The sequence below is a fragment of the Variovorax paradoxus genome (assembly GCF_902712855.1).
Taxonomy (GTDB): Bacteria; Pseudomonadota; Gammaproteobacteria; order Burkholderiales; family Burkholderiaceae_C; genus Variovorax; species Variovorax paradoxus_Q.
Genome location: NZ_LR743507.1, coordinates 1,017,526 through 1,038,028, shown reverse-complemented (window position 1 = coordinate 1,038,028; position 20,503 = coordinate 1,017,526). Strand labels below are relative to the sequence as shown.

Genomic DNA, 20,503 nt, shown 5'->3' with positions numbered 1-20,503 from the left:
GACGACCTACCAGCCGAAGACATCGGCGAGGTCCTCGGCCGCATCGGCGCTGCCGAGCAACGGGGCGAGCCGCTCGACAACGCGCTCGCGGTGCACCGGATCGACGACGCAATCGTCCTCGTCGGTGAAGATGCCGTCGCCCGCCTCCTCCCACACCTGGCCGATGGTGCCGAGGCACGCGGCCATCTCGAGGATGTCGGCGAACAAGGGCTCGTCTTCCTGCCACGCGCCCGTGCCGTGCATCGCGAACTGGATGGCGCCGGTGCGCACGTCGAAGATGAACGGATCGGCGCCCTGGTCGGCCACCACGAGCCAGTGGTCGGGCCAGTCGGCGATTCGCTCGCCGGTGATGCCGTGCCAGCGGTAGCCCGCCTGCAGCGCCCACAAGCGCGAGAGCGCAGGGATGCTGAAGGGGTTGCCCGTGGTCGGCACCGTGAGACCGGCATGCCCGACGCGCTCGTTGATCCACTCGCCGAGCGGTCCGACCTGCTCGTAGAAGGCGGCGATCGCGGCCGGCAGCGGGATATCGCCATGCCAGTGGTCGGCGGCGGATTGCGGCGCCAGCGCGCCGTGGGAAGCCAGTGCCGCGCGGGCCTGTTCGATCGATGCCAAGTGAGTTCTCCGTTCAGGCCAGCACGGCCTGCAATGCGTTGCGCAGCGCGTCGACGTCGCCGGGTGCGACCTCGTGCACGCCCTCCAGGCCCGCGAGGCCGCAGGCCGTCGATGCCACCACCGGCACGCCGGCCGCGACCGCACGCAGCAACGCGCGCGGTGCATGCTCGACGTGCGCGGGCAGCACGACGACCGCGGCACCGGCCAGCCAGTCGCCTCGCCAGTTCATGTGTTCGATGTGCGACGCGTCGCCGATGCCCTGCCAGAGCCGCGCGTCGTCCGACGCAGCGCCGAGCACACGCAGGCGGCACGGCCGGTCCTGCAGCGCCGCGGCGAGTTCGCGCGCGCCCTTGCGTGCCAGCGCGCTCGCGGCGAACACGACGATCGGCAGTTCGTGGCTTTCGCGTGGCGCCGCTTGTGCGGCGGGCAGCGTCCACGCGAGCCGCTGCAGCGCGGCTTGCGGTGCGAGCTTTGCCAGCGCATGCGCGACCCCGGCATGCGGCGTGACGATGGCCGATGCGCGCGCCAACGCGAGCGCTTCCGCGCGCACCAGCGACGGGTCGGCGCGGAAGTCGCGCAGGGTGGCGTCGTCCGGCCAGCGCAGCGACGCGGCATCGAGCCGCCGCTCGATGTCGGCCATCGGTAGTGCGCTGGCCAGCACGGTGATGCGGCGCCCGTCGAGCGCGCCGATGCGCTGCAGATGCGGCAGCAGCGCCTGCTCGACCACCAGATGCGTGTGAGCCGGCGCCAGCCGTGCGGCAAAGGCCAGGGCGAGCCAGCGCTGTCCATCGATCAGGCTGGCCTGCCGCCGGCCCACATGCCGCGCCCAGAGCCGCTGCCACAACGCGCGGCGCAGGCTTGCGGCCCAGGCCTTCGAGGCCCGCCCGCTGTCCTCTTCCAAAGGCTCGCGGTGCCAGCCTGCAGGGGGAACGCGCCAGAACGCGAGCCGCATCGGCACCGGCTGCATGCGCTGCACCTGCGGATGCGCAGTGCGCAGGTAGCGCGCGAACTCCGGCGTCCAGCCATCGACCAGCACCGCCGTGCGGCCCTCAAGGGCGAGGCCGGCTTGCGGGCGGTGGCGAAAGCACGCGGCCTGTTCGCAACTGAGGCAGCCGCGCGCCACGGGCAGCGCGGTGGCTGCGCCGTCGCCCGTGCGCCGCAGCATGACAGGTGCGACGGCCGCCGGCATCGGCGCCTGCGCGCGGATGCGAAGCACCAGTTCCGTTTCGGTCAATTCCACTTCGAGCCGCCACGCATGCCTGGCGCGCAGCTTGAGGTCGACATAGTTCCAGAACACCGTTGCATCGACCGCGTCGCCGTCCGGCGCGTTCACGCGTTCGATGCGCGCCGTGTGCCCGTGGCGCTCCACCAGCTCGAACCCCGCGCGCACGGCCAACGTGGCGAGTGCGTTCGACAGCTGGCACAGGCCTCCGGCCAGCGTCGGTACCACGCAGCCGCCGCGCACCTCGCGCCCCAGCACGAAGCCGCGCCCCGCACCGGGCCGCCCCAGCTGGCGCCAGAAACTCAGCAGCTCTCCCGCCGGCACCTCGACGGCGTCGAAGGCCGGGCGCGCGACGCGCAGGTTCTGCACCTTGCCGGCCACCAGCGGGAATTCGTCCGCACGGCCGTCGGACCACAGCGGGCTGCGGTGCTGTGCGAGCACCGGCGCGTCGGCCAGCGCATGGCCGCCTTGCCAGCGCCGCGCCGACGGCCGCAGCATCTCGCGCAACGCGTGCGCCGTGGCGAGCAGCCTGGAGCGCAGCCAGAAGTCGATCGCGTCGATGCGGCGCGGCGGCTGCCAGGCCTGCACGCTCACGCGGACGGGCCTCGCTTGCGCCATTGGCCGAGGTCGGCCTCGATGCGCTCGTTGATGTTGCCGCTCCATTGCGCGCCGAAGCCGGCAGCGCGCAGCAGTTCGACGATGCGATGGCCCACGACCACCGTGTTGGCCTCGCGCTGCTCGATCTCGGGGATCATGCCGCCGCTGAACGCCAGGTGCAGCCGTCCGGTGCGCACCGCCGTGTCGAGGTCCTGCGAGTGATAGAAGCAGCAGCCGCGGATGCCCGAGTCGAGGCGGCCCGCGGCGCGCCACTGTTCGCGCACGTCGTCATGGCCGTCGGCCAGGGTATTGCCGGCGCGGTGCAGCGCGATGATCTTCTCGCCGCGCAGCTGCGCGAACACCGCCTCGAGCCGGTCGTACTCGGTCTGCACAGGCCAGCCGGCTTCGGCGGCACGCTTGGCGGCGCAGGCGCGCGCGGCCTCGGCCTTGACCCAGGCGCGGTCCTCGGCGGAGAGTTCGTCCGGGTCGAGGTATTCGTCGGTGATCATCCATTCGACGTCGGCATCGGGATGAAAGCCGCTCCACACGAGATCGTGGATGCGTCCGCGCGTGTCTTCGGGGTCGAGAGTGAGGGCCATGCGTGTTGGGTTGCCGCATTGGCGGCGACGGATCATGCTTTCTTGATTGCCGGCGGGAGCGCCTTGATTCTCGCCCACCGCACCAGGATGGCGCATTAATGCGAAAGCATGAGACCTTGCGGCCACCCTTCCGCGCCGCGCCATCATGAAGGATGCACCGGGGCAAGGCAATGCGCCTTTCGGCGAAGAACGCGCGGCCGCAGGGCGCCGAGCCGGCACCGCCGCCATGCCGGGCGAATGGCTATGCTCGCGGCTCTTCATGCCGCTGCGCCACCCTTCCATCGACCTGATCGCCCACACGCTCGGACAGGCGCCGGGCCATGCGCGCTCGTCGTCCGACGGGCGCTACCAGGCGGCGATGGTGGGCACCGACACGCTGATCGTCGACATCGCCTCGCGGCGCATGCACCGCGCGCCCGGCGTGTACATGCGCGAGTTCGACGACGCGCCGCCCGAGGGCATCGCCGCGCCCGCGCTGCGCGTGGAAGGCGAGGAAACCGCCACCGCCTTCGCGCCCACGTGGACCGACGTGCAATGGATCGCGCTGTCGGACCCGGCACCCGCCGGTTTCTGGTCGCCCTGGCCGGACCCGCGCGTGGTCGGGCTGCCGCCGCTGGCCGAACGCCTCGCGACCGAATGGACCTCCGACGCGCCGCAGGCCACCGAGCGCGTGAAGCGGTCGGCCGCGGGCTGGATCGGATGGCTGGTCGCGCTGGCGGTGCTGGGCTTCATGGCGTCGTTCGGCTTCGAGGCCATCACCTGGTCGCTGCGCGGCGGCTGGGAATGGCTGTGGCTGCTGGCGGGTGTTCCCTTCTTCGGCATCTTCTCTGTGGCGACGGTGACGTTCATCGCGACGACGCTGCGCGAGCGCCGCCGTGTGCGCGTGGCGCTGGAGAACATGTCGCTGGAGGTCGGCGAAGGTTTTCGCATGAATGCGCCGCTGGACCAGCGCCTGCGTGCCACGGTGCCGGCCGCGCGCGACGGTGAACGCACGGTGGCGCCGGAACGCATCGTCGTCCGGCTGATGCAGCGGGCGATCCGCCACGAACCCGGCGGCCGTGCGGTGCTGGTGGACGAGTGCCGCGACGAGACCGCCGCGCTGTGCGGGGACGCGCGCGAAGACCGGCGCATCTATGCATGGACGCTCGGCGCGCACGCCGCACGCGAGGGTGCGTCGCAATGGTTCGTCGCGCTGCACGATGCGGCCATGCCGGACGGGCCGCCGTTCCTCGTGGCGGCGTTGCGCGAATTGCCTTTGCGCTGAGGCGCATGGGCGCCGAGGCGCCTAGCCGCGGCCCCTCGCTGATGCACAAAAAAAAGGCCGGCCATGCAATCGCATGGCCGGCCTTCTGTGCTTGTCCAGCCCGCAGGCTGGTGCAGCGGATTACAGCGGCAGGTTGTCGCCGCGGGCGGCAGCGCGGGCTGCGGCACGCACGGCCGCGCGGTCCACCGTGCTGGCGACCAGCGGTGCGACACCGGCGGTAGCGCCTTCGGCATACGGGTCGGCGCTGTGGGCGGCGGCCACGGCTTCGGCACGGACGGCAGCACGGTTGGCGGTCGACACGATCACGGGCGCCGGGCCGGCGTTGGCACCGGTGGCGTAGGGATTGGCGCTGTGGGCGGCGACCACGGCCTGGCTGGCGACGTCGGCACGGCTGGCGGCCGAGGTCAGTTGATGCACGCCGTCGTACGTTTCGGCGTGGGCGGCACCGGCGGCGGCCAGCAGGGCGATGGAGATGGCGGAGAGGAGCTTCGAGGCGGTCATTTGGTTGTCCTTTGTTCGTTCAGTTCTTTTTGCACTTGGATGATTTCGAACCGGTCTTGGGTGGGTCACCGTCCCTCCGGGGGCGGCCACCTCGCTCGGGGCCCTGTTCTTTCGGGTCAACCGGGTGGCTGGTCCGTGAGATGAATTGTGCGCCTCGATCTAAGTAAAAACCCTTAGACAAACGAACCACGGTGTTCACACATTGGAAACAATCACCCCGTCCGGGAGCGGGTGCGCCCCTTGCCGTAGAGTCGCCGCATGCATGCGCCGGCTTCCACCCCTCCGACCATCCGGGCCCCGTGGGGCACGCCGGGCACCGTGTTCGACCGGCTGACAGGCGCTTGGACCCTGGAGCGCACCATCGAGGGCCAGGCCACGATGACGGGCATGGCGGTGTTCACGCCCACGGCGCAGGGTTGGTCGAGGTACCGCGAGGAAGGCCGCATCCGCCTGGCCGATGGCAAGGAGTTCGACGGCCACCGCGAGTACCTGTTCGAAAGGGCCCCTGGCGGCTTCGTCGTGCATTTCGCCGAGAGCCCCCCACGCCTGTTCCTCGCCATCGAGGTGGTACGCGACGGCGACGCGCTGGCCGGCTCGGCCACGCACCTGTGCACGCCCGACACCTACGACAGCAGCTACCGCTTTCTCGCGGACGGCAGCTTCGTCATCCGCCACACGGTGCACGGTCCGCGCAAGGACTACCTGTCGGCCACCGTCTTCAGGCGGCACGCCGGATAGCCGGCCGGGCCCTTCTCAGTCGCGATCGAGCCGCCAGCCCGGCAGGCCCCGCATCACCGTCTGCACGAGCATCGCGCAGACGCCGCACTTGATCAGGTCGCCGGGAATGAAAACCAGCATGGCCAGCGCAGCCTGCGACAGCGACATGTGGGCGATCCACGCGAGCCCGGCGATGCCGACGGCATAGACCACCACGATCCCGCCGACCAGCGACGACAGGAAAGCCGCCGCCAGCAGCGGCAGGCCGGTGGCGCCCGCCATGCGGCGCATTGCCAGGCGCATCAGCAGGCCGCAGGTGAATGCACCGAACATCCACCCGAACAAGAAGCCCGAGGTCGGTCCGACGAAGACGCTCAGCCCGCCGCGGCCGCCCGGCAGCAGCGGCAGCCCCAGCGCCACGGCCAGCAGGAACAGCGCGATCGCCAGGAAGCCGCGGCGCGGTCCGAGCAGGCAGCCCGCCAGCATCACGCCCAGCGACTGCAGCGTGATCGGCACGCCGAACGGCAGGTCGATCTTGGGGATCAGGCCGAACACCGCCATCAGCGCCGCGAACAGCGCGATGTAGGACAGCGAACGGGACGAAGTGAGGGAGCCTGTGGTGGTCATGGCGTTCGCTATCGGAAAAAGGTCGGGTGGAAACGGAAGGGATCAGCGGCCGAGCCGCGCGGCCAGCGCATCGGCGACGCGCTCGGCCGTCTGCAGCGTGCGGATGGTGAGCGGTGCAAGAAGCCGCAGGCCGCCGCCGTGGCCCGTGCGCGCCCGGTAGGCATCGTCCAGCCGTTGCCACTGCACATAGAAATTCTCGGCGAAGCGCAGCATCAGGCCAAGGCCGAGCGCGATGCGCTCCGTCGGAACGCCGAAGCGCTGCAGCGGGTGCAGCACCGCCTCGAGCACCGCCAGCAGGTCCTCGAAGCGCGTGGTCAGCGTGAGCATCAGCGCGAGCGTGGCGGCGCTGCCGAGGCGCAATGCGCTGGCCGCGCCCAGCACGGTCGTGCCCATGGCCCAGTGGAAGCCGACGATCAGCCCGCCCGCGATGGCCACGCCGAGCAGCATGCGAACGCGGCGCCATGCGGGCGGCCCGAGCGACGCGAACAGCAGCAGCGCCGCCGCGCAGGCCGCCGCCAGGACCGCAGGGCGGTCGACCAGCACCAGCAGCGTGCCGCACGCCGACAGCACCGCCAGCTTCAGCCATGCCGCCATCGCGTGCATCCAGGTGGGCTGCTCCGAGTAGAGGCTACGCACCGCGCCCCCGCTCGGCCGCCGCGCGCTCGCGCACGTTCTCCGAATAGGCCTCGCACACCTCGCGGCCCGGACCGTCCGCGCGCACCCGACCCTGATCGAGCCACAGCACGCGCTCGAAGTCGTGCACGTGCTCCAGCAGATGGGTGGACACGACGATCTGCTGGTCGGTCGCGTCGAGCTGCGCGGCCAGCCGCGCCTGGCTCAGCAGGTCGAGGCTGGCGAAAGGCTCGTCGAGCAGCAGGGTCGCGGGCCGGCTGATCTGCAGCGCCAGCAGGCACACCTGCTGGCGCTGGCCCTGGCTCAGCTCGCCCACGGCGCGCCCGGCCCAGTCCTGCAGCCCGCGCTGCGCGAGGAATTCGCGCGCCTGCTGCCGCGCCGTCTGCCGCGCCTCGCCACGTGCCGTGAGGCTGAAGGCGAGTTCCTCGGCCACGGTCGGAAAGATGATCTGGTCGTCCGGGTTCTGGAACATCAGCCCCACATGCCGGGAAAGCTGCTTGCGGTCGGCCTGCGTGTCGCAGCCGTGCACCGTGACGCGCCCCTGCGCCGGCTGGTCGAGCCCGCTGATCAGCCGGAACAGGCTGCTCTTGCCCGCGCCGTTGTCGCCGACCAGCCCGATGCGCGATTCGTCCAGCGCGATCGTGAGGCCTTCGAACACCCGCCGGTTGCCGCGCACCAGCGTCACCGCCTCGAGGCGGATGCTGCGGGGGGCGCTGGAAGCGCCGGGCTGTGGCGGGGTCGGCGGCGGCAAGGGGCCGCCACTGTACCCGAACGCGCGGGCGCAGCTGCAGGGCTCAGGGCGCGGTGGCGAAGAGCCCGTTGAGTTCGCCGACCGACAGCATCCCCTCGCCCATTGCTCCGAACCTGCCCTGCGCGAAGGCCTCCGCGGCGATGCGTCCGACCAGCCCCAGCGCCGATTGCAGCGGCCCGCAGCCCAGGCTGATGCGCCGCGCGCCCGCGCGTGCGAGCGCCTCGGCCGGCGGCGCCCCGGCGTAGCCCGCGTACACGTTCAGCGGCAGCTTCACCGCGTCCGACAGGCGGGCGATCTCCTCGGGGTGGGTCATGCCGGGCACGAAGATGCCGTCCGCGCCCGCCTCCGCGTACAGCCGCGCGCGGCGCAGCGCCTCCTCGAAGCGCGCCGCCGGGTCGTCCCAGGGCACGAAGTAGGCGTCGGTGCGCGCGTTGATGAAGAAGCGGTCGTCCAGCCTCCGGATGGCGGCGATGCGCGCGCACAGCACCTCCGGCGGCGCCAGGTCCGACGTGCCGGGCACCGTGCCGTCCTCGATGTTGATGCCGGCCACGCCCATGCCGACGAGCCGCGCCGCCACGCCCGCCACGGCCTGCGCGCTGTCGCCGAAGCCGCGCTCGATGTCCACGCTCACCGGCACCCGTGCCACGCGGCAGATGCGGGCGCAGCCTGCGACCAGCTCCTCGGCCGGCATGCGCTCGCCGTCCGCGTAGCCGAGCGTCCAGGCCATGGCCGCGCTGGTGGTGCCGATGGCCGTCGCCCCGGCGCGCTCGACGACGCGGGCGCTCACCGCGTCCCATGCATTGACCAGCACCAGCGGCCCGGGGCCTGCATGCAGGCGGTGGAAGATGTCGGCTTGGCGTGAGGCGTCGTCGGATCGCATGGTCGTTTCTTTCGGGGGAAGTGGGAACGAACACAGCGTAGACGGGACGGGCCGGCCGGACTTGGAGAAAACTGCGGTTCGCACCCGGCACCCGGCACCCGGCACCCGGCACCCGGCACCCGGCACCCGGCACCCGGCACCCCATAGGATCGGGCACGAAAGGAGCATCGCGATGGACAGCGAAATCATGTCGACCTCGCCCGACGGGCGCTACACCGTCCGCACCACGCCCTGGGAAGCGCGCAACACGCTGTGGGTGTACCCGCCCGAGGTGGTGGCGCAGGACACCGGGCGCGTGGTCTTCCGCTTTGCCGACACGCACTGGTCGGCCGACAGTTCCACCTGGGAGAGCGCGTCGCGCGTCCGGCTGGCGCTGCGGAAGTACCCGGGCGGCCAGCCGCGCGGCAGCGTGGTCGCATGCATCGACTGCGCGCTGGGCACGGGTGAGTTCGAGGGGCGGCGCATGGCGCTGGCCAGCCTGGAAGCGGTGCTCGACGACGCGCTGCAGGCCGCCTGAGTCCGCCCTCCGGGGCGTCGGCCCAGGGCCGGCACGCCGCCGCCATGCCGGCCGGTTCCCAGGCGCCTGCGCTGCGGCTACAGTAGTCGCCCCAATCGGTCATCCAGCCCTTCCGCCAAGAGTCTGCCAAGAGTCAGGCAAGCGCCAGACCCGGCCGCAACACACATTCAAGGAAACACGTCATGGGCGCCCAATGGAAAGCGAAACACAAGGATCTGGCGGCCAATGCCAAGGGCCGGCTGTTCGGCAAGCTCGCCAAGGAAATCATGATGGCCGCGCGCAACGGCGCCGATCCGGCTGGCAACTCGCGCCTTCGCCTCGTGGTGGAGCAGGCCCGCAAGGTCTCGATGCCCAAGGACACGCTCGACCGCGCCATCAAGAAAGGCGCCGGCCTCACCGGTGAATCGGTGCATTTCGAGCACGTGATCTACGAAGGCTTCGCGCCGCACCGCGTGCCGGTGATGGTCGAGTGCCTGACCGACAACGTGAACCGCACCGCGCCCGAAATGCGCGTGCTGTTCCGCAAGGGCCAGCTGGGCACCTCGGGCTCGGTGTCGTGGGACTTCGACCACGTCGGCATGATCGAGGCCGAACCCGCCAAACCCGATGCCGACGCCGAAATGGCCGCCATCGAAGCCGGCGCCCAGGACTTCGAGCCGGCCACCGAAGACCATCCCGTGGTCTTCCTCACCGACGCCACCGACCTCGACCTGGTGAGCCGCGCGCTGCCGGCGCAGGGCTTCACCGTGCTGTCGGCCAAGCTGGGCTACAAGCCCAAGAACCCGGTCGACCCGGCCAGCCTGAGCGCGGCGGACCTGGAAGAGGTCGAGACCTTCCTGGCCGCCATCGACGCGAACGACGACGTGCAGAACGTGTTCGTCGGCCTCGCAGGCTGACGCCGGGCGCGTGCCGCGCATGCTTTCCGGCAGGTGCCTGTGCGGCGCCGTCCGCTACGAAGTGGCCGACGCCTTCGCCTACGCGCTGAACTGCCACTGCACGGACTGCCGGCGCGCGACGGGCTCGGCCTTCAAGCCTTTCGCCGGCATCGAACGCGGCAGGCTCTCGATCACGCAGGGCGAGGACCGGGTGAAGGTGTACGGCCAGCCGGACGCAGGCGACATCCACTGCGAACATTGCGGCTCGCTGCTCTGGTCCGTGGTGCGCGACGGGCAGTTCGTGCACGTCACGCTGGGCACGCTGACCGACCCGCCGGCGATCCGGCCGGGCGCGCACATCTTCGTGGGCTCGAAGGCGCCATGGTTCACGATCGCGGACGACCTGCCCCAGTACCAGGGGCACGTCAGCGACGGCTGAACGCCCCGTCCCATGAAAAAAGCCGGCCTCTTTCGAGGCCGGCCTTGCGTGCGGGACGGTGGAACCGTCGATCAGAAGGGGATGTCGTCGTCCATGTCGTCGAAGCCCGACGACGACTTGGCCGGCACCGCCGTAGCCGCCGTCGTCATCGCTCGGACCCGACGGGCCGCCCTGGCCCTGGCGGCTGCCGAGCATCTGCATCTGGTCGGCGCGGATCTCGGTGGTGTACTTCTCGATGCCGTCCTTGTCGGTCCACTTGCGCGTGCGCAGGCTGCCTTCGACGTAGACCTGCGAGCCCTTGCGCAGGTACTGGCCGGCGATTTCGGCCAGGCGGCCGTTGAAGACGATGCGGTGCCACTCGGTGGCTTCGCGCATTTCGCCGCTTTGCTTGTCTTTCCAGCGATCGGTGGTGGCCACTGTGACGTTCGCGACCTGATCGCCGCTCGGGAAGGTCCGCATTTCGGGGTCGCGCCCCAGGTTGCCGACGACGATGACTTTATTGACCGATGCCATATGCACTGCCCCTGATAAGTAGATGGAGGAGGAGGTTGAGAGGAGCCTCGGATTGTGCCCCATGGCGTGCCGTCCGGCGCCTTGACCCATCGCCGCCGGTCGGCAGGCAACGGCCCTTGGGCCGGCGTCCTGCGATGCGCCACGCGATCGGCGGACCAGAGCACCGCGGCGGTGCATGCAGCCCATGCGAAGCCCGCGCGCCGAAACCGCCGGAGCCCTCCCCCTCGCCATGAAATCGATGGCGGTCTATCATGTCCGGTTGCCCTCGGACGATCGCCCCTTGAATTCAAAAGCCACTGACAAAGCCGCAGCAGCAGACCGGGAAGAACAGGCCGACCGCGAACGCGACGCCTATCTCGGCGCGGTGCTGGCGCAGCAGCGCATCAGCATCCGCGGTGCGCGCACCCACAACCTGAAGAACGTCGACCTCGACATTCCGCGCAACAAGCTGGTGGTCATCACCGGCCTGTCGGGCTCGGGGAAGTCGAGCCTGGCCTTCGACACGCTCTACGCCGAAGGCCAGCGGCGCTACGTGGAAAGCCTCTCGGCCTATGCGCGGCAGTTCCTGCAGCTCATGGACAAGCCCGACGTCGACGTGATCGAGGGCCTGTCGCCCGCCATCAGCATCGAGCAGAAGGCCACCAGCCACAACCCCCGTTCCACCGTGGGCACGGTGACCGAGATCCACGACTACCTGCGCCTGCTGTTCGCGCGCGCCGGAACGCCCTACTGCCCCGAGCACCACCTGCCGCTGCAGGCGCAAACCGTCTCGCAGATGGTCGACGCGGTGCTGGCGCTGCCCGAGCCGCGCCGGGCCGCCCCAAGCGGCGAGAGCCCCCTCGGGGGGCAGCGAGGACACGACAGTGCCGAGCGTGGGGGCGAACCGTATCAACCACGCCTCATGATCCTGGCGCCTGTCGCGCGCGAGAAAAAGGGCGAGTTCCTCGAGCTCTTCGCCGAGATGCAGGCCGCGGGCTACGTGCGCTTCCGCGTCGACGGGCAGACCTACGAATACAACGACCTGCCCAAGCTCAAGAAGACCGAGAAGCACGACATCGACGTGGTCATCGACCGCCTGCGTGCGCGCGCCGACATGCAGCAGCGGCTGGCCGAGAGCTTCGAGGCGGCGCTGCGCCTGGCGGAAGGCCGGGCCATTGCACTGGAACTGGGAACCGAAGGTGCGCCCGACAAGGAGCACCTGTTCAACGCCAAGTTCTCCTGTCCGATCTGCCACTACTCGCTGTCGGAACTCGAGCCGCGCCTGTTCTCGTTCAACTCGCCAGTGGGCGCCTGCCCCAGCTGCGACGGCCTCGGCCACCGCGAGGTGTTCGACCCGGCGCGCGTGGTGGCGTTTCCGTCGCTGTCGCTGGCCAGCGGCGCCATCAAGGGCTGGGACCGCCGCAACGGCTACTACTTCAGCATGATCGAGAGCGTCGCCAAGCACTACAAGTTCGACGTCGACGCGCCCTTCGAATCGCTGCCCGCCTCGGTGCAGCAGGTGCTGCTGAACGGCTCGGCCGCGGAAGAGATCAAGTTCAACTACGTCATGGAGTCGGGCAACTTCGCGGGCAAGAAGCTCACGAAGAAGCATCCCTTCGAAGGAATCATCCCGAACATGGCGCGGCGCTACCGCGAGACCGATTCGGTCATGGTGCGCGAGGACCTCGCACGCTTTCGCAACCTGCAGCCGTGTCCCGACTGCGGCGGCTCGCGGCTGCGGCCCGAGGCGCGCAACGTGTTCCTGGTGGACGAGTCGATCAAGGCGGCCGACGGCGGCGAGCCCCGGTCTGCAGGCGCCGAACCGCCTCGCATGGCCATCTTCGAACTGAGCCGCCTCACGCTGCGCGACTCGCTGGCGTGGTTCCAGAAGCTCCAGTTGCGCGGCGCCAAGGCCGAGATCGCCGACAAGGTGGTGCGCGAGATCGGCCTGCGCCTGAAGTTCCTCAACGACGTGGGCCTGAACTACCTGAGCCTCGACCGCAGCGCCGAGACGCTTTCGGGCGGCGAGGCGCAGCGCATCCGCCTGGCCTCGCAGATCGGCTCGGGCCTCACCGGCGTGATGTATGTGCTCGACGAGCCCAGCATCGGCCTGCACCAGCGCGACAACGACCGCCTCATCGGCACGCTGAAGCACCTGCGCGACATCGGCAACAGCGTGATCGTGGTCGAGCACGACGAGGACATGATCCACGCCGCCGACCACGTGATCGACATGGGCCCTGGTGCCGGCGTGCACGGCGGGCGCGTGATGGCGCAGGGCACGTACGCCGAGGTGTCGGCCAACCCCGACTCGCTCACGGGCCAGTACCTCTCGGGCACGCGCAAGATCGAAGTGCCCAGGCGGCGCACGGCATGGCTGCCGGTGGTGAGCAAGCCCGCGTTCAACGAAGGCAGGAAGGCCTCGCGCTTCCCGCCGAGCCCGGCCGCCGAACGCCGCGCCGCGCGCGAAGCCGCCCACCTGGCCACGCAGACCGACCTGCAGGAGATCCGCGTGGTCGGCGCCACCGGCAACAACCTGAAGAACGTGAGCGTGGCCTTCCCTGTCGGCCTGCTGACCTGCGTGACCGGCGTGTCGGGCTCGGGCAAGTCGACGCTGGTGAACGACACGCTCTACGCCGCCGTGGCGCGCACGCTGTACCGCGCGCACGACGAACCGGCCGCGCACGAGGCCGTCGAAGGCATCGAGTACTTCGACAAGGTCATCAACGTCGACCAGAGTCCCATCGGCCGCACGCCGCGCAGCAATCCGGCCACCTACACGGGCCTGTTCACGCCCATCCGCGAACTGATGGCCGAGACCAACACCGCGCGCGAGCGCGGCTACGGCCCGGGGCGCTTCAGCTTCAACGTGGCGGGCGGCCGCTGCGAGGCCTGCCAGGGCGACGGCGTGGTCAAGGTCGAGATGCACTTCCTGCCCGACGTGTACGTGCCCTGCGAGGTCTGCCACGGCCACCGCTACAACCGCGAGACGCTCGAGGTGCTCTACAAGGGCAGGAACATCGCGCAGATCCTCGAGATGACGGTCGAGACCGCGCACGAATTCCTGAAGGCCGTGCCGACCATCGAGCGCAAGCTGCGCACGCTGCTCGACGTGGGCCTGAGCTACATCAAGCTCGGACAGTCGGCCACCACGCTGTCGGGCGGCGAGGCGCAGCGCGTGAAGCTCGCGCTGGAGCTCAGCAAGCGCGACACCGGCCGCACGCTGTACATCCTCGACGAGCCGACCACCGGCCTGCACTTCGCCGACATCGAACTGCTGCTGAAGGTGCTGCACCAGCTGCGCGACGCGGGCAACACCATCGTCGTGATCGAACACAACCTCGACGTCATCAAGACGGCCGACTGGCTGATCGACATGGGCCCCGAAGGCGGCGCGGGCGGCGGCACCGTGGTGGGCGAAGGCACGCCGGAAGACATCGCGGCGAACGAGGCGAGCCACACGGGACGGTATCTGAAGCGCCTGCTGTAGCGCAGCCTGCGCGTTTGCATGGGCCGCGCCACAATCGCGGCCCATGCCTTCCTTCACACCGCGACAGTTCGTCCTCCTCGTGCTCCTCACGCTCGCGTGGGGCTTCAACTGGCCGGTGATGAAGCTCGGCGTGGCCGACTACCCGCCGCTGGGCTTTCGCGCGATCTCGATCTGGCTCGGCCTGCCGGTTCTGGCGCTGGCGCTGGTGTGGCTCAAGGTGCCGTTCCGGGTGCCGCGCAGCGCGTGGCCCGAGCTGCTGTGGCTGGGCGCCACCAACATGTTCGTCTGGCACGCCTGCATCATCCTTGCAGTGAAAGCGCTGTCGGGCGGGCGCGCGGCGATCCTGGGCTACACGATGCCGGTGTTCTCAGCGGTCATCGGTGCGCTGCTGTTCTCGGCCGCGCTCACGCGGCGCGCGTGGCTGGGCGTGGGCGCCTGCGCGCTCGGCGTGGGGCTGTTGCTGTGGCACGAGCTCACGAACCTTTCGGGCCGGCCCGGCTATGTGGCGTTGGCACTTGTCGCGGCGGCCACGTGGGCACTTGGCACACAACTGCTGCGCCACACCCGCATCGGCCTGCCCACGCTCACGCTGTCGTTCTGGATGACGGCGATGACGGCCGTGGTGATGACGGTGCTCTCGCTGCTCTTCGAGCGCGAGCAGCTCTACTGGCCGGGTCGCGTGGCATGGGGATCGATCCTCTACAACGCGGTGCTGATCTTCGGGTTCGCGCATGCCGCGTGGTTCTACCTGGCGCGCGGCCTGCCGCCGATCGCATCGACGCTGAGCGTGATGTTCATCCCGGTGCTCGGCGTGTTCAGCGGCGCCGTGTGGCTCGGCGAGGTCGTGCACTGGCAGGACTGGGTGGCCGTGGCGCTGATGATGGTCTCGATCGCATCGGTGCTGTGGCCCTCTCGCAGCACCGCGCCGACGAAGGGCTGAAGCTTGCGGCCCCGCGGCTGCGTCAGGTCGTCGTCTGCACGTGCAAGCGGCTGGTCTTGCAGCGGTGCAGCGCGCGGTAGTGCTCCAGCGGCCGTCCGTTGGCGCCGTAGGCGATCGACTCGATGCGCAGGAGCGGCTCGGGCTGCGGCAGGTTGAGCAGCTCGCAGGTCTCGGCGTCGGGCAGCACCGCGTCGATCCAGCGTTCGGCGCGCACCAGCCGCAGGCCGTACTGGCGGCGCAGCACGTCGTACAGCGAGCGGTCGTCCAGCCGCGTGCGGTGCAGCCCCGGCGCGAGGTCGGCGGGCACCGCGGTCTCCACCAGCAGGCGCAGCTCGCCGTCCACGCTGCGCAGGCGCTTGAGCGCCACCACCTGCGTGCCGTCGGTCAGGCCGAGCGAGGCGGCCTCCTGCTCGGTGGGCGCGCGCAGCTCCTGCACGAGGATCTGCGTGCGCACCGAGCGGCCCTTGCGCTCCATCTCGTCGGAGAAGCCGAGCACGGTGGAGACGAAGTCCTCGTCGCGCTCGCGCGCCGACACGAAGGCGCCGCGGCCCTTGATCTTGTAGATGAGGTTGTTGCGCACGAGGTCGGCCAGCGCCTCGCGCACCACGATGCGCGAGATGCCGAACTGTTCGCCGAGCTCGGCTTCGGACGGCAGCTTGGCGCCGATGGGCAGGACGCCCTGCAGGATCTGCAGGCGCAGCGCGTCGCGGAACTGGGCCCACAGAGGGGATTCGGAGCTCCGGTCGAGCACGGTCGGGATGTCGTTCGCAGAGTTCACGTTGAAGCTTGGCCCAGGGCCTGAGGGGTCGTCAATGATGCATCGAAAGACGCGGGGGCATCGGCGGGGGCATCGGCGTGGGCATCGCAGGGCACGGGCGACAGCCGCACGCCGTGGCGCTCGCGCAGCGCGGTGGCGCAGGCCTGCAGCTCCCTGTGCGCGTGCGCCGCGTCCCAGCCGAGCGCCTCGGCCGCGATGCCCGCCATCTCGGCGAGCGCGGCATCGGTGACCAGTCCGCGGATCGCCAGCAGCGTGCGGCGGATCACGAGGTCGTCGAGATGCACCACGCCGGTCTCGAGGCAGAGCCACGAAAGTTCGGCCACCGAATAGTCGCTCGCATGCCGCAGCGGCACGTCGCCGGAAGCGCCCAGGCGTTGCGCCAGCGGCATTGCCTTCGAGCCGTAGCGCCGCAGCAGCGTCTGCGCCCGCGCACGGCCGATGCCCGACGACGCCACCATGCGCTCGACGAAGCGTTCCCTGGCCGGCGCGTCGACCGGCAGCTCGGCGCCGCCGCCGATGGGCATCGACTCGGTCGATGCGGTGCGCGCGCGGCCCAGCTGCTGCAGCACCTCGTCGGTGGCCTCCTCGGCCAGCGCGCGGAAGGTCGTCCACTTGCCGCCGACGAGGCCGACGATGGGAATGTCGCGCGTCGCGTTCGGCGCATCGAGCACCACCGAGTGGTCGCGCGAGATCTGGCCCGGGCTGTCGGCGTCGGAGCGCGCCAGCGGTCGCACGCCGACATAGGTGTAGACCACGTCGCCGCGGCCGAACGACAGCCTGGGGAAGACCTCGGCCAGCACCTCGAGCAGGTAGTCGACCTCGGCCGGCTCGGTGCCGATCTGGTCGGGATCGTCCACCGGGATGTCGGTGGAGCCCACCAGCACGCGGTCGAGGAACGGGTAGACGATGCACACGCGCCCGTCGACCGCCTCGAAGTACGCCATGCGGCCTTCGAGCGCGTCGCGCAGCGCGGGATGGTCGAGCACGAGGTGCGAGCCCTTGGTGCCCATCACGCGCGAGCCCGCGCCGCCCAGCACCGCCGTGCTGCGGTCGAGCCACGCGCCGCTGGCGTTCACCACGGTGTCGGCGGTCACGCGCACCACCGCGCCGGTGATCTCGTCGCGCAGCGTGAGGATGTTGCCGGCGCAGCCCGTCACGCGGCAGTAGTTCGCCGCGGCCGAGCGCGGCTGGTCACGGCAGGCATCGCCGATGAGTTCGAGGATCAGCCACTCGGGATGGCTGATCCATGCGTCGAAAAAGGTGGCCGTCCATCGCACCGCGGTGCGGAACAGGTTGCGGTCGCCCGGCGGCACGCGGCCGATGCGATGGTTGGGCATCACTCGCTGGCGCCGGCCCAGCAGGTCGTACAGCCGCAGGCCCGCGGCCACCGCCAGCAGTCCGCGCGTGCGCTGCGGCGGCGTGCGGCCGAAGAACTTGAGTGCGCTGCTCATCAGCCCGCCGAAGAAGCTCGACAGCGGCACCACGGTCTTCAGCGGCTGCACCAGGTGCGGCGCATTGCGCAGCAGCAGGTTGCGCTCGCGCGTGGCCTCGGCCACCAGCGAGAAGCTGCCGTTCTCCAGGTAACGCAGGCCGCCGTGGATCATGCGCGACGGCGCACTGCTGGCGCCTGCGCTGAAGTCGCCCTTGTCGACGATGAGGCAGTCGACGCGCTGCAGCGAAAGATCGCGGAACACGCCGACGCCGTTGATGCCGGCGCCGACGATGACGGTCGAGAAATGGCGGTCGGCCAGGGCTGCGGGGCGCACGAAGGGCAGTTGCCACGCGCTCATCGGAAAACCTCCGTGCTGTGCGCTGCGGTGCGGGCGCCTTCGGGCAGCCGGGCGACGCCCGTGGCACCTCCCGCCAGATGTGAAAACACAGGGGACATGGTGTCGATCAGTTCGTTGAAGCCGGCGTTGAAGTCGGCGTGGGCGCGCGCCTGGGCGGCGTCGGGTTCGACCGTGTCGCAGGGCGCGAGCAAGGCGCTGCCCTGCTCCGCGCAGTCGATGCCTTGCGACATGGCGGCGTAGATGGCGGCACCGCGCGCCCCGGTCTCGTCCTCGGCGCAGCGCTCGACCGGGTGGCCGAGCAAGCCGGCAAGCAACCGCACCAGGCGCGTATCGCTCGCACCGCCGCCGAGCACGGTCGAGGCCGACACGGGCAGGCCGCAGGCGGCAAGCCGCGCCGTATGCCGCACATGCAATGCCGCCACCGCGTCGACCACCGCGCGCGCCATGTCGCCGCGCGTGTGGTGGCTCTTGAGCCCGACGAAGCCCGCCGTGAGGCCGCCGCCGCCATTGACGAAGGGCAGGAAGCGCAGGCCGCCGGCGCCCAGCGGCACCGACATCGCCAGGTCGACCACGGCGCGCGCGTCGGGCAGGCCGAGCACGCCGGCCAGCCACGCGATGTTGGCCATCGACGAAGGGCTGTTCTCCATGTAGAGCCGCCTGTCCGCGCGGCCGAAGTTCACCACGGCCGCCACATCGGGCTTGGGCTCCAGCACCGGGCCGATCACCGCGTTGACGCACCAGGTGCCGAAGACCGAGACCGCGCGTTCGCGTCCTTCGGCGCAGATGGCGGTCATCGAGGCCAGCAGGTCGATCGCGCCCATCGCCACCGGAATGCCCGCCGGCAGGCCGCACAGCGCCGCCTCCGCGGGCCGCAGCCGGCCGATCACCTCGCCGCCCGGAACCAGCGGGCCGAAGGCGCGCGGGCCGAGGTCGGCGATGCCCGAGGCGTCGAAGGCCGCCTGCGACCACGTGCCCGATGCGATCGAGACCAGACCCGCGGTGCTCGCATCGCTGGCGTCGGTGGCGATCTCGCCGGTCAGCAGGAAGCCGAGGTAGTCCTTCGCGAACAGCAGCCGTCGCACCGTGCCGCGCTGCACCGCGTCGGTGCCCAGCAGCTCGGCCGCGATCACCGTGGGCTGGCCCGGCCACGGCCTGCAGCCGACGTCCGCGAAGAGCGCGTCGCCGTGGCGCAGCGACAGCGAACGTGCGCGCGCATCGGCCCGCTGGTCGGTCGAGGCGATGGCCCTTCCGCCCACGAGTTGGTTGCCGGCATCGAGCGCGTAGAGCCCGGCGCCGTGGCCCGTGCAGCCGATGGCGCGCACCTCGGCCGCGCGCACGCCGATTTGGTGGGCGACGTCGCGCAGCACATGGGTCAGGGCTGCGCGAATGGCCGTGGCGGCCACCTCGCATCCCCCTCCAGGCAGCCGGTCGTGCGGCAGCGGCATGCGCGACAGGGCGACGGCCCGGCCGCTTTCGGCTTCGAGGGCCAGGGCTTTCAGGCTGCTCGACCCCATGTCGATGCCGATCAATATATTTGGCTTCATGTCATAACAGCTTCGGCTGAATAAAAGCGCACTGCCAGTAGCGTTTCCCCTAGTTATCCTGCCAAATGGGCAACGCGTACATTCTAGCCTGTCATAACAACTGTCGTGACATCGAGGATCAAGGCGCTGCCTTCAAACGCAGCAACAACAAGCTGTGCCACTCAACGTGAGGAGACAAAAAATGAGGCGTAATTTCCTGAAGTCCGCCGCGGCAGCCGGCATCGGCCTGGCGGGCGCGAGCGCACTGGCGCAGCAGGCCGCGGCTCCGGCGGCGGGCGCTGCCGGCGGCGGGCTGCGAGGCAACGCGAGCGACGTCTACGTGATGAACGTGATGGTGTCGGGCGTGGAGTACTGGTTTCCCGTCTACGAAATGATGAAGCAGCTCGGCCGCACGCTGGGCGTTCGCACCCGCTACTCGGGCACGCCCGAGTACGACGTGAACAAGCAGCTCGCGTCGTTCGAGCAGGAGCTGGCGCGCAAGCCCGCGGGCATCCTGCTGCACCCGATGAACCCCGACCCGTTCATCGAGCCCATCAACCGCGCAGCGGCGATGGGCATCCCGGTGGTCACCTTCGCGGCCGACTCGCCGAACTCCAAGCGCACTTCTTTCGTCACCTCCGACAACGACCGCGAAGGCACGCAGGCGGCCGACGCCATCGCCGCGTCGCTGGGCGGCAAGGGCGAGTACGCGGTGCTGGAGAACCCCGGACAGGACAACCACGACCGCCGCATCGCCGCGTTCGTGAACCGCATGAAGGCCAAGCACCCGGGCATGAAGCTGGTCGGCCGCGCCGCCAGCAACCAGGACCCGAACAAGGCCTACCAGGCGGTGCTGAGCCTGGCGCAGGCCAACCCGAACCTGGGCGCGCTCTTCATGCCCGAGGCGAACTCGGCGCTGGGCGCGGCACAGGCCAAGGTCGAAACCAAGAAGAACATCAAGGTGATGTGCTGCGACGTGAACGCCAAGATCCTGGACATGATCAAGTCGGGCGACGTGTTCGGCTCCATCAACCCCAACCAGGGCATGCAGGGCTACATGGGCATGATGATGCTGTTCCTGGCGAAGAACCCCACGCTCATCGATCCGATGAACGACGCCAAGCGCAACGGCACCAACCCGATGGCCGTGCCCTTCCTCGACAACGGCCTGTCGGTGGTCAGCAAGGCCAACGCCGACGACTTCTACTGGGACAAATACCTCGCGCGCCGCGGCACCAAGGGAATCGGCGAGTGAG

General features: G+C 70.2%; 19 protein-coding genes and 1 pseudogene. 8 read left to right on the top strand and 12 right to left on the bottom strand.

The genetic code is table 11. The features are described 5' to 3' along the window. Positions 1–6 precede the first annotated feature (6 nt). Genes AACL56_RS04840 through AACL56_RS04830 form a run of 3 tightly spaced genes read right to left on the bottom strand, consistent with a single transcriptional unit; the run spans position 7 to position 3,030 of the window. Positions 7–612 (bottom strand): hypothetical protein, encoded by a 606-nt coding sequence (locus tag AACL56_RS04840; protein ID WP_339088699.1) that lies wholly within the window; start codon positions 610–612, stop codon positions 7–9. Positions 613–625: 13 nt separating this feature from the next. Beyond that, on the bottom strand, positions 626–2,428 hold the full coding sequence (locus tag AACL56_RS04835; RefSeq protein WP_339088698.1) for a VanW family protein: 1,803 nt from the start codon (positions 2,426–2,428) through the stop codon (positions 626–628). Further along, on the bottom strand, positions 2,425–3,030 hold the full coding sequence (locus tag AACL56_RS04830; RefSeq protein WP_339088697.1) for a DUF6891 domain-containing protein: 606 nt from the start codon (positions 3,028–3,030) through the stop codon (positions 2,425–2,427). Before AACL56_RS04830 ends, AACL56_RS04835 begins: the two co-directional genes overlap by 4 nt. 145 nt (positions 3,031–3,175) lie before the next feature. Here AACL56_RS04830 and AACL56_RS04825 point away from each other — a divergent pair, with 145 nt between their 5' ends. Next, the gene (locus AACL56_RS04825) at positions 3,176–4,294 is read left to right on the top strand and encodes a hypothetical protein (RefSeq protein ID WP_339088696.1); all 1,119 of its coding nucleotides are present in this window, start codon (positions 3,176–3,178) and stop codon (positions 4,292–4,294) included. 120 nt (positions 4,295–4,414) lie between these two features. Here the strand turns inward: AACL56_RS04825 and AACL56_RS04820 are convergent, their stop codons facing one another. Next, entirely contained in the window at positions 4,415–4,795 is a 381-nt protein-coding gene (locus AACL56_RS04820; protein ID WP_339088695.1) for a helicase SNF2, read from the bottom strand. A 258-nt stretch (positions 4,796–5,053) separates the two neighbouring features. Here AACL56_RS04820 and AACL56_RS04815 point away from each other — a divergent pair, with 258 nt between their 5' ends. Next, a complete protein-coding gene (locus AACL56_RS04815) occupies positions 5,054–5,533 on the top strand; it encodes a DUF6314 family protein (protein WP_339088694.1) in 480 nt (159 codons plus the stop codon). 15 nt (positions 5,534–5,548) lie between these two features. Here AACL56_RS04815 and AACL56_RS04810 read toward each other — a convergent pair whose 3' ends face one another. From AACL56_RS04810 to AACL56_RS04795, 4 genes are read right to left on the bottom strand one after another with little or no spacing between them, the layout of a single operon-like run. Continuing rightward, positions 5,549–6,139 carry a biotin transporter BioY gene (locus tag AACL56_RS04810; RefSeq protein WP_339088693.1) on the bottom strand — a complete coding sequence of 197 codons (591 nt, stop codon included), beginning with the start codon at positions 6,137–6,139 and terminating at the stop codon, positions 5,549–5,551. 42 nt (positions 6,140–6,181) lie between these two features. Further along, complete coding sequence (locus AACL56_RS04805; protein ID WP_339088692.1) at positions 6,182–6,775, bottom strand: CbiQ family ECF transporter T component; 594 nt, start codon at positions 6,773–6,775, stop codon at positions 6,182–6,184. Beyond that, a complete protein-coding gene (locus tag AACL56_RS04800) occupies positions 6,768–7,523 on the bottom strand; it encodes an energy-coupling factor ABC transporter ATP-binding protein (RefSeq protein WP_339088691.1) in 756 nt (251 codons plus the stop codon). Before AACL56_RS04800 ends, AACL56_RS04805 begins: the two co-directional genes overlap by 8 nt. Positions 7,524–7,566: 43 nt before the next feature. Further along, positions 7,567–8,403, bottom strand: a complete 837-nt coding sequence (locus AACL56_RS04795) for an isocitrate lyase/PEP mutase family protein (RefSeq protein ID WP_339088690.1) — start codon at positions 8,401–8,403, stop codon at positions 7,567–7,569. A gap of 172 nt (positions 8,404–8,575) precedes the next feature. Here AACL56_RS04795 and AACL56_RS04790 point away from each other — a divergent pair, with 172 nt between their 5' ends. From AACL56_RS04790 to AACL56_RS04780, 3 genes are all read left to right on the top strand, one after another. Further along, positions 8,576–8,920: a hypothetical protein gene (locus tag AACL56_RS04790; RefSeq protein WP_339088689.1), complete on the top strand. Its 345-nt coding sequence runs from the start codon at positions 8,576–8,578 to the stop codon at positions 8,918–8,920. Positions 8,921–9,102: 182 nt separating this feature from the next. Continuing rightward, the gene (locus tag AACL56_RS04785) at positions 9,103–9,816 is read left to right on the top strand and encodes a YebC/PmpR family DNA-binding transcriptional regulator (protein WP_339088688.1); all 714 of its coding nucleotides are present in this window, start codon (positions 9,103–9,105) and stop codon (positions 9,814–9,816) included. A 19-nt stretch (positions 9,817–9,835) separates the two neighbouring features. Then, positions 9,836–10,234, top strand: a complete 399-nt coding sequence (locus AACL56_RS04780; RefSeq protein WP_339088687.1) for a GFA family protein — start codon at positions 9,836–9,838, stop codon at positions 10,232–10,234. A 71-nt stretch (positions 10,235–10,305) separates the two neighbouring features. Here the strand turns inward: AACL56_RS04780 and ssb are convergent. After that, a pseudogene (ssb, locus tag AACL56_RS04775) lies at positions 10,306–10,747 on the bottom strand (single-stranded DNA-binding protein). A gap of 238 nt (positions 10,748–10,985) precedes the next feature. Between ssb and AACL56_RS04770 the strand changes: the two are divergent. Together AACL56_RS04770 and AACL56_RS04765 are read left to right on the top strand one after the other, a co-directional pair. Continuing rightward, positions 10,986–14,216 (top strand): excinuclease ABC subunit UvrA, encoded by a 3,231-nt coding sequence (locus AACL56_RS04770; RefSeq protein ID WP_425336984.1) that lies wholly within the window; start codon positions 10,986–10,988, stop codon positions 14,214–14,216. 43 nt (positions 14,217–14,259) lie between these two features. Next, a complete protein-coding gene (locus AACL56_RS04765; protein ID WP_339088685.1) occupies positions 14,260–15,156 on the top strand; it encodes a DMT family transporter in 897 nt (298 codons plus the stop codon). A gap of 22 nt (positions 15,157–15,178) precedes the next feature. On the opposite strand, the gene AACL56_RS04760 is transcribed toward AACL56_RS04765, so the two are convergent. The 3 genes from AACL56_RS04760 to AACL56_RS04750 are packed head-to-tail and all read right to left on the bottom strand — an operon-like array spanning position 15,179 to position 19,268. Then, positions 15,179–15,934: a GntR family transcriptional regulator gene (locus AACL56_RS04760; RefSeq protein ID WP_339088684.1), complete on the bottom strand. Its 756-nt coding sequence runs from the start codon at positions 15,932–15,934 to the stop codon at positions 15,179–15,181. Beyond that, on the bottom strand, positions 15,931–17,724 hold the full coding sequence (locus AACL56_RS04755; protein WP_339088683.1) for a glycerol-3-phosphate dehydrogenase/oxidase: 1,794 nt from the start codon (positions 17,722–17,724) through the stop codon (positions 15,931–15,933). The genes AACL56_RS04760 and AACL56_RS04755 overlap by 4 nt, the downstream gene beginning before the upstream one ends. Next, entirely contained in the window at positions 17,721–19,268 is a 1,548-nt protein-coding gene (locus AACL56_RS04750) for an FGGY family carbohydrate kinase (protein ID WP_339088682.1), read from the bottom strand. The genes AACL56_RS04755 and AACL56_RS04750 overlap by 4 nt, the downstream gene beginning before the upstream one ends. 181 nt (positions 19,269–19,449) lie before the next feature. On the opposite strand from AACL56_RS04750, the gene AACL56_RS04745 reads away from it, so the two are divergent. Continuing rightward, positions 19,450–20,502 (top strand): substrate-binding domain-containing protein, encoded by a 1,053-nt coding sequence (locus AACL56_RS04745; RefSeq protein WP_339088681.1) that lies wholly within the window; start codon positions 19,450–19,452, stop codon positions 20,500–20,502. Position 20,503: the final 1 nt, after the last annotated feature.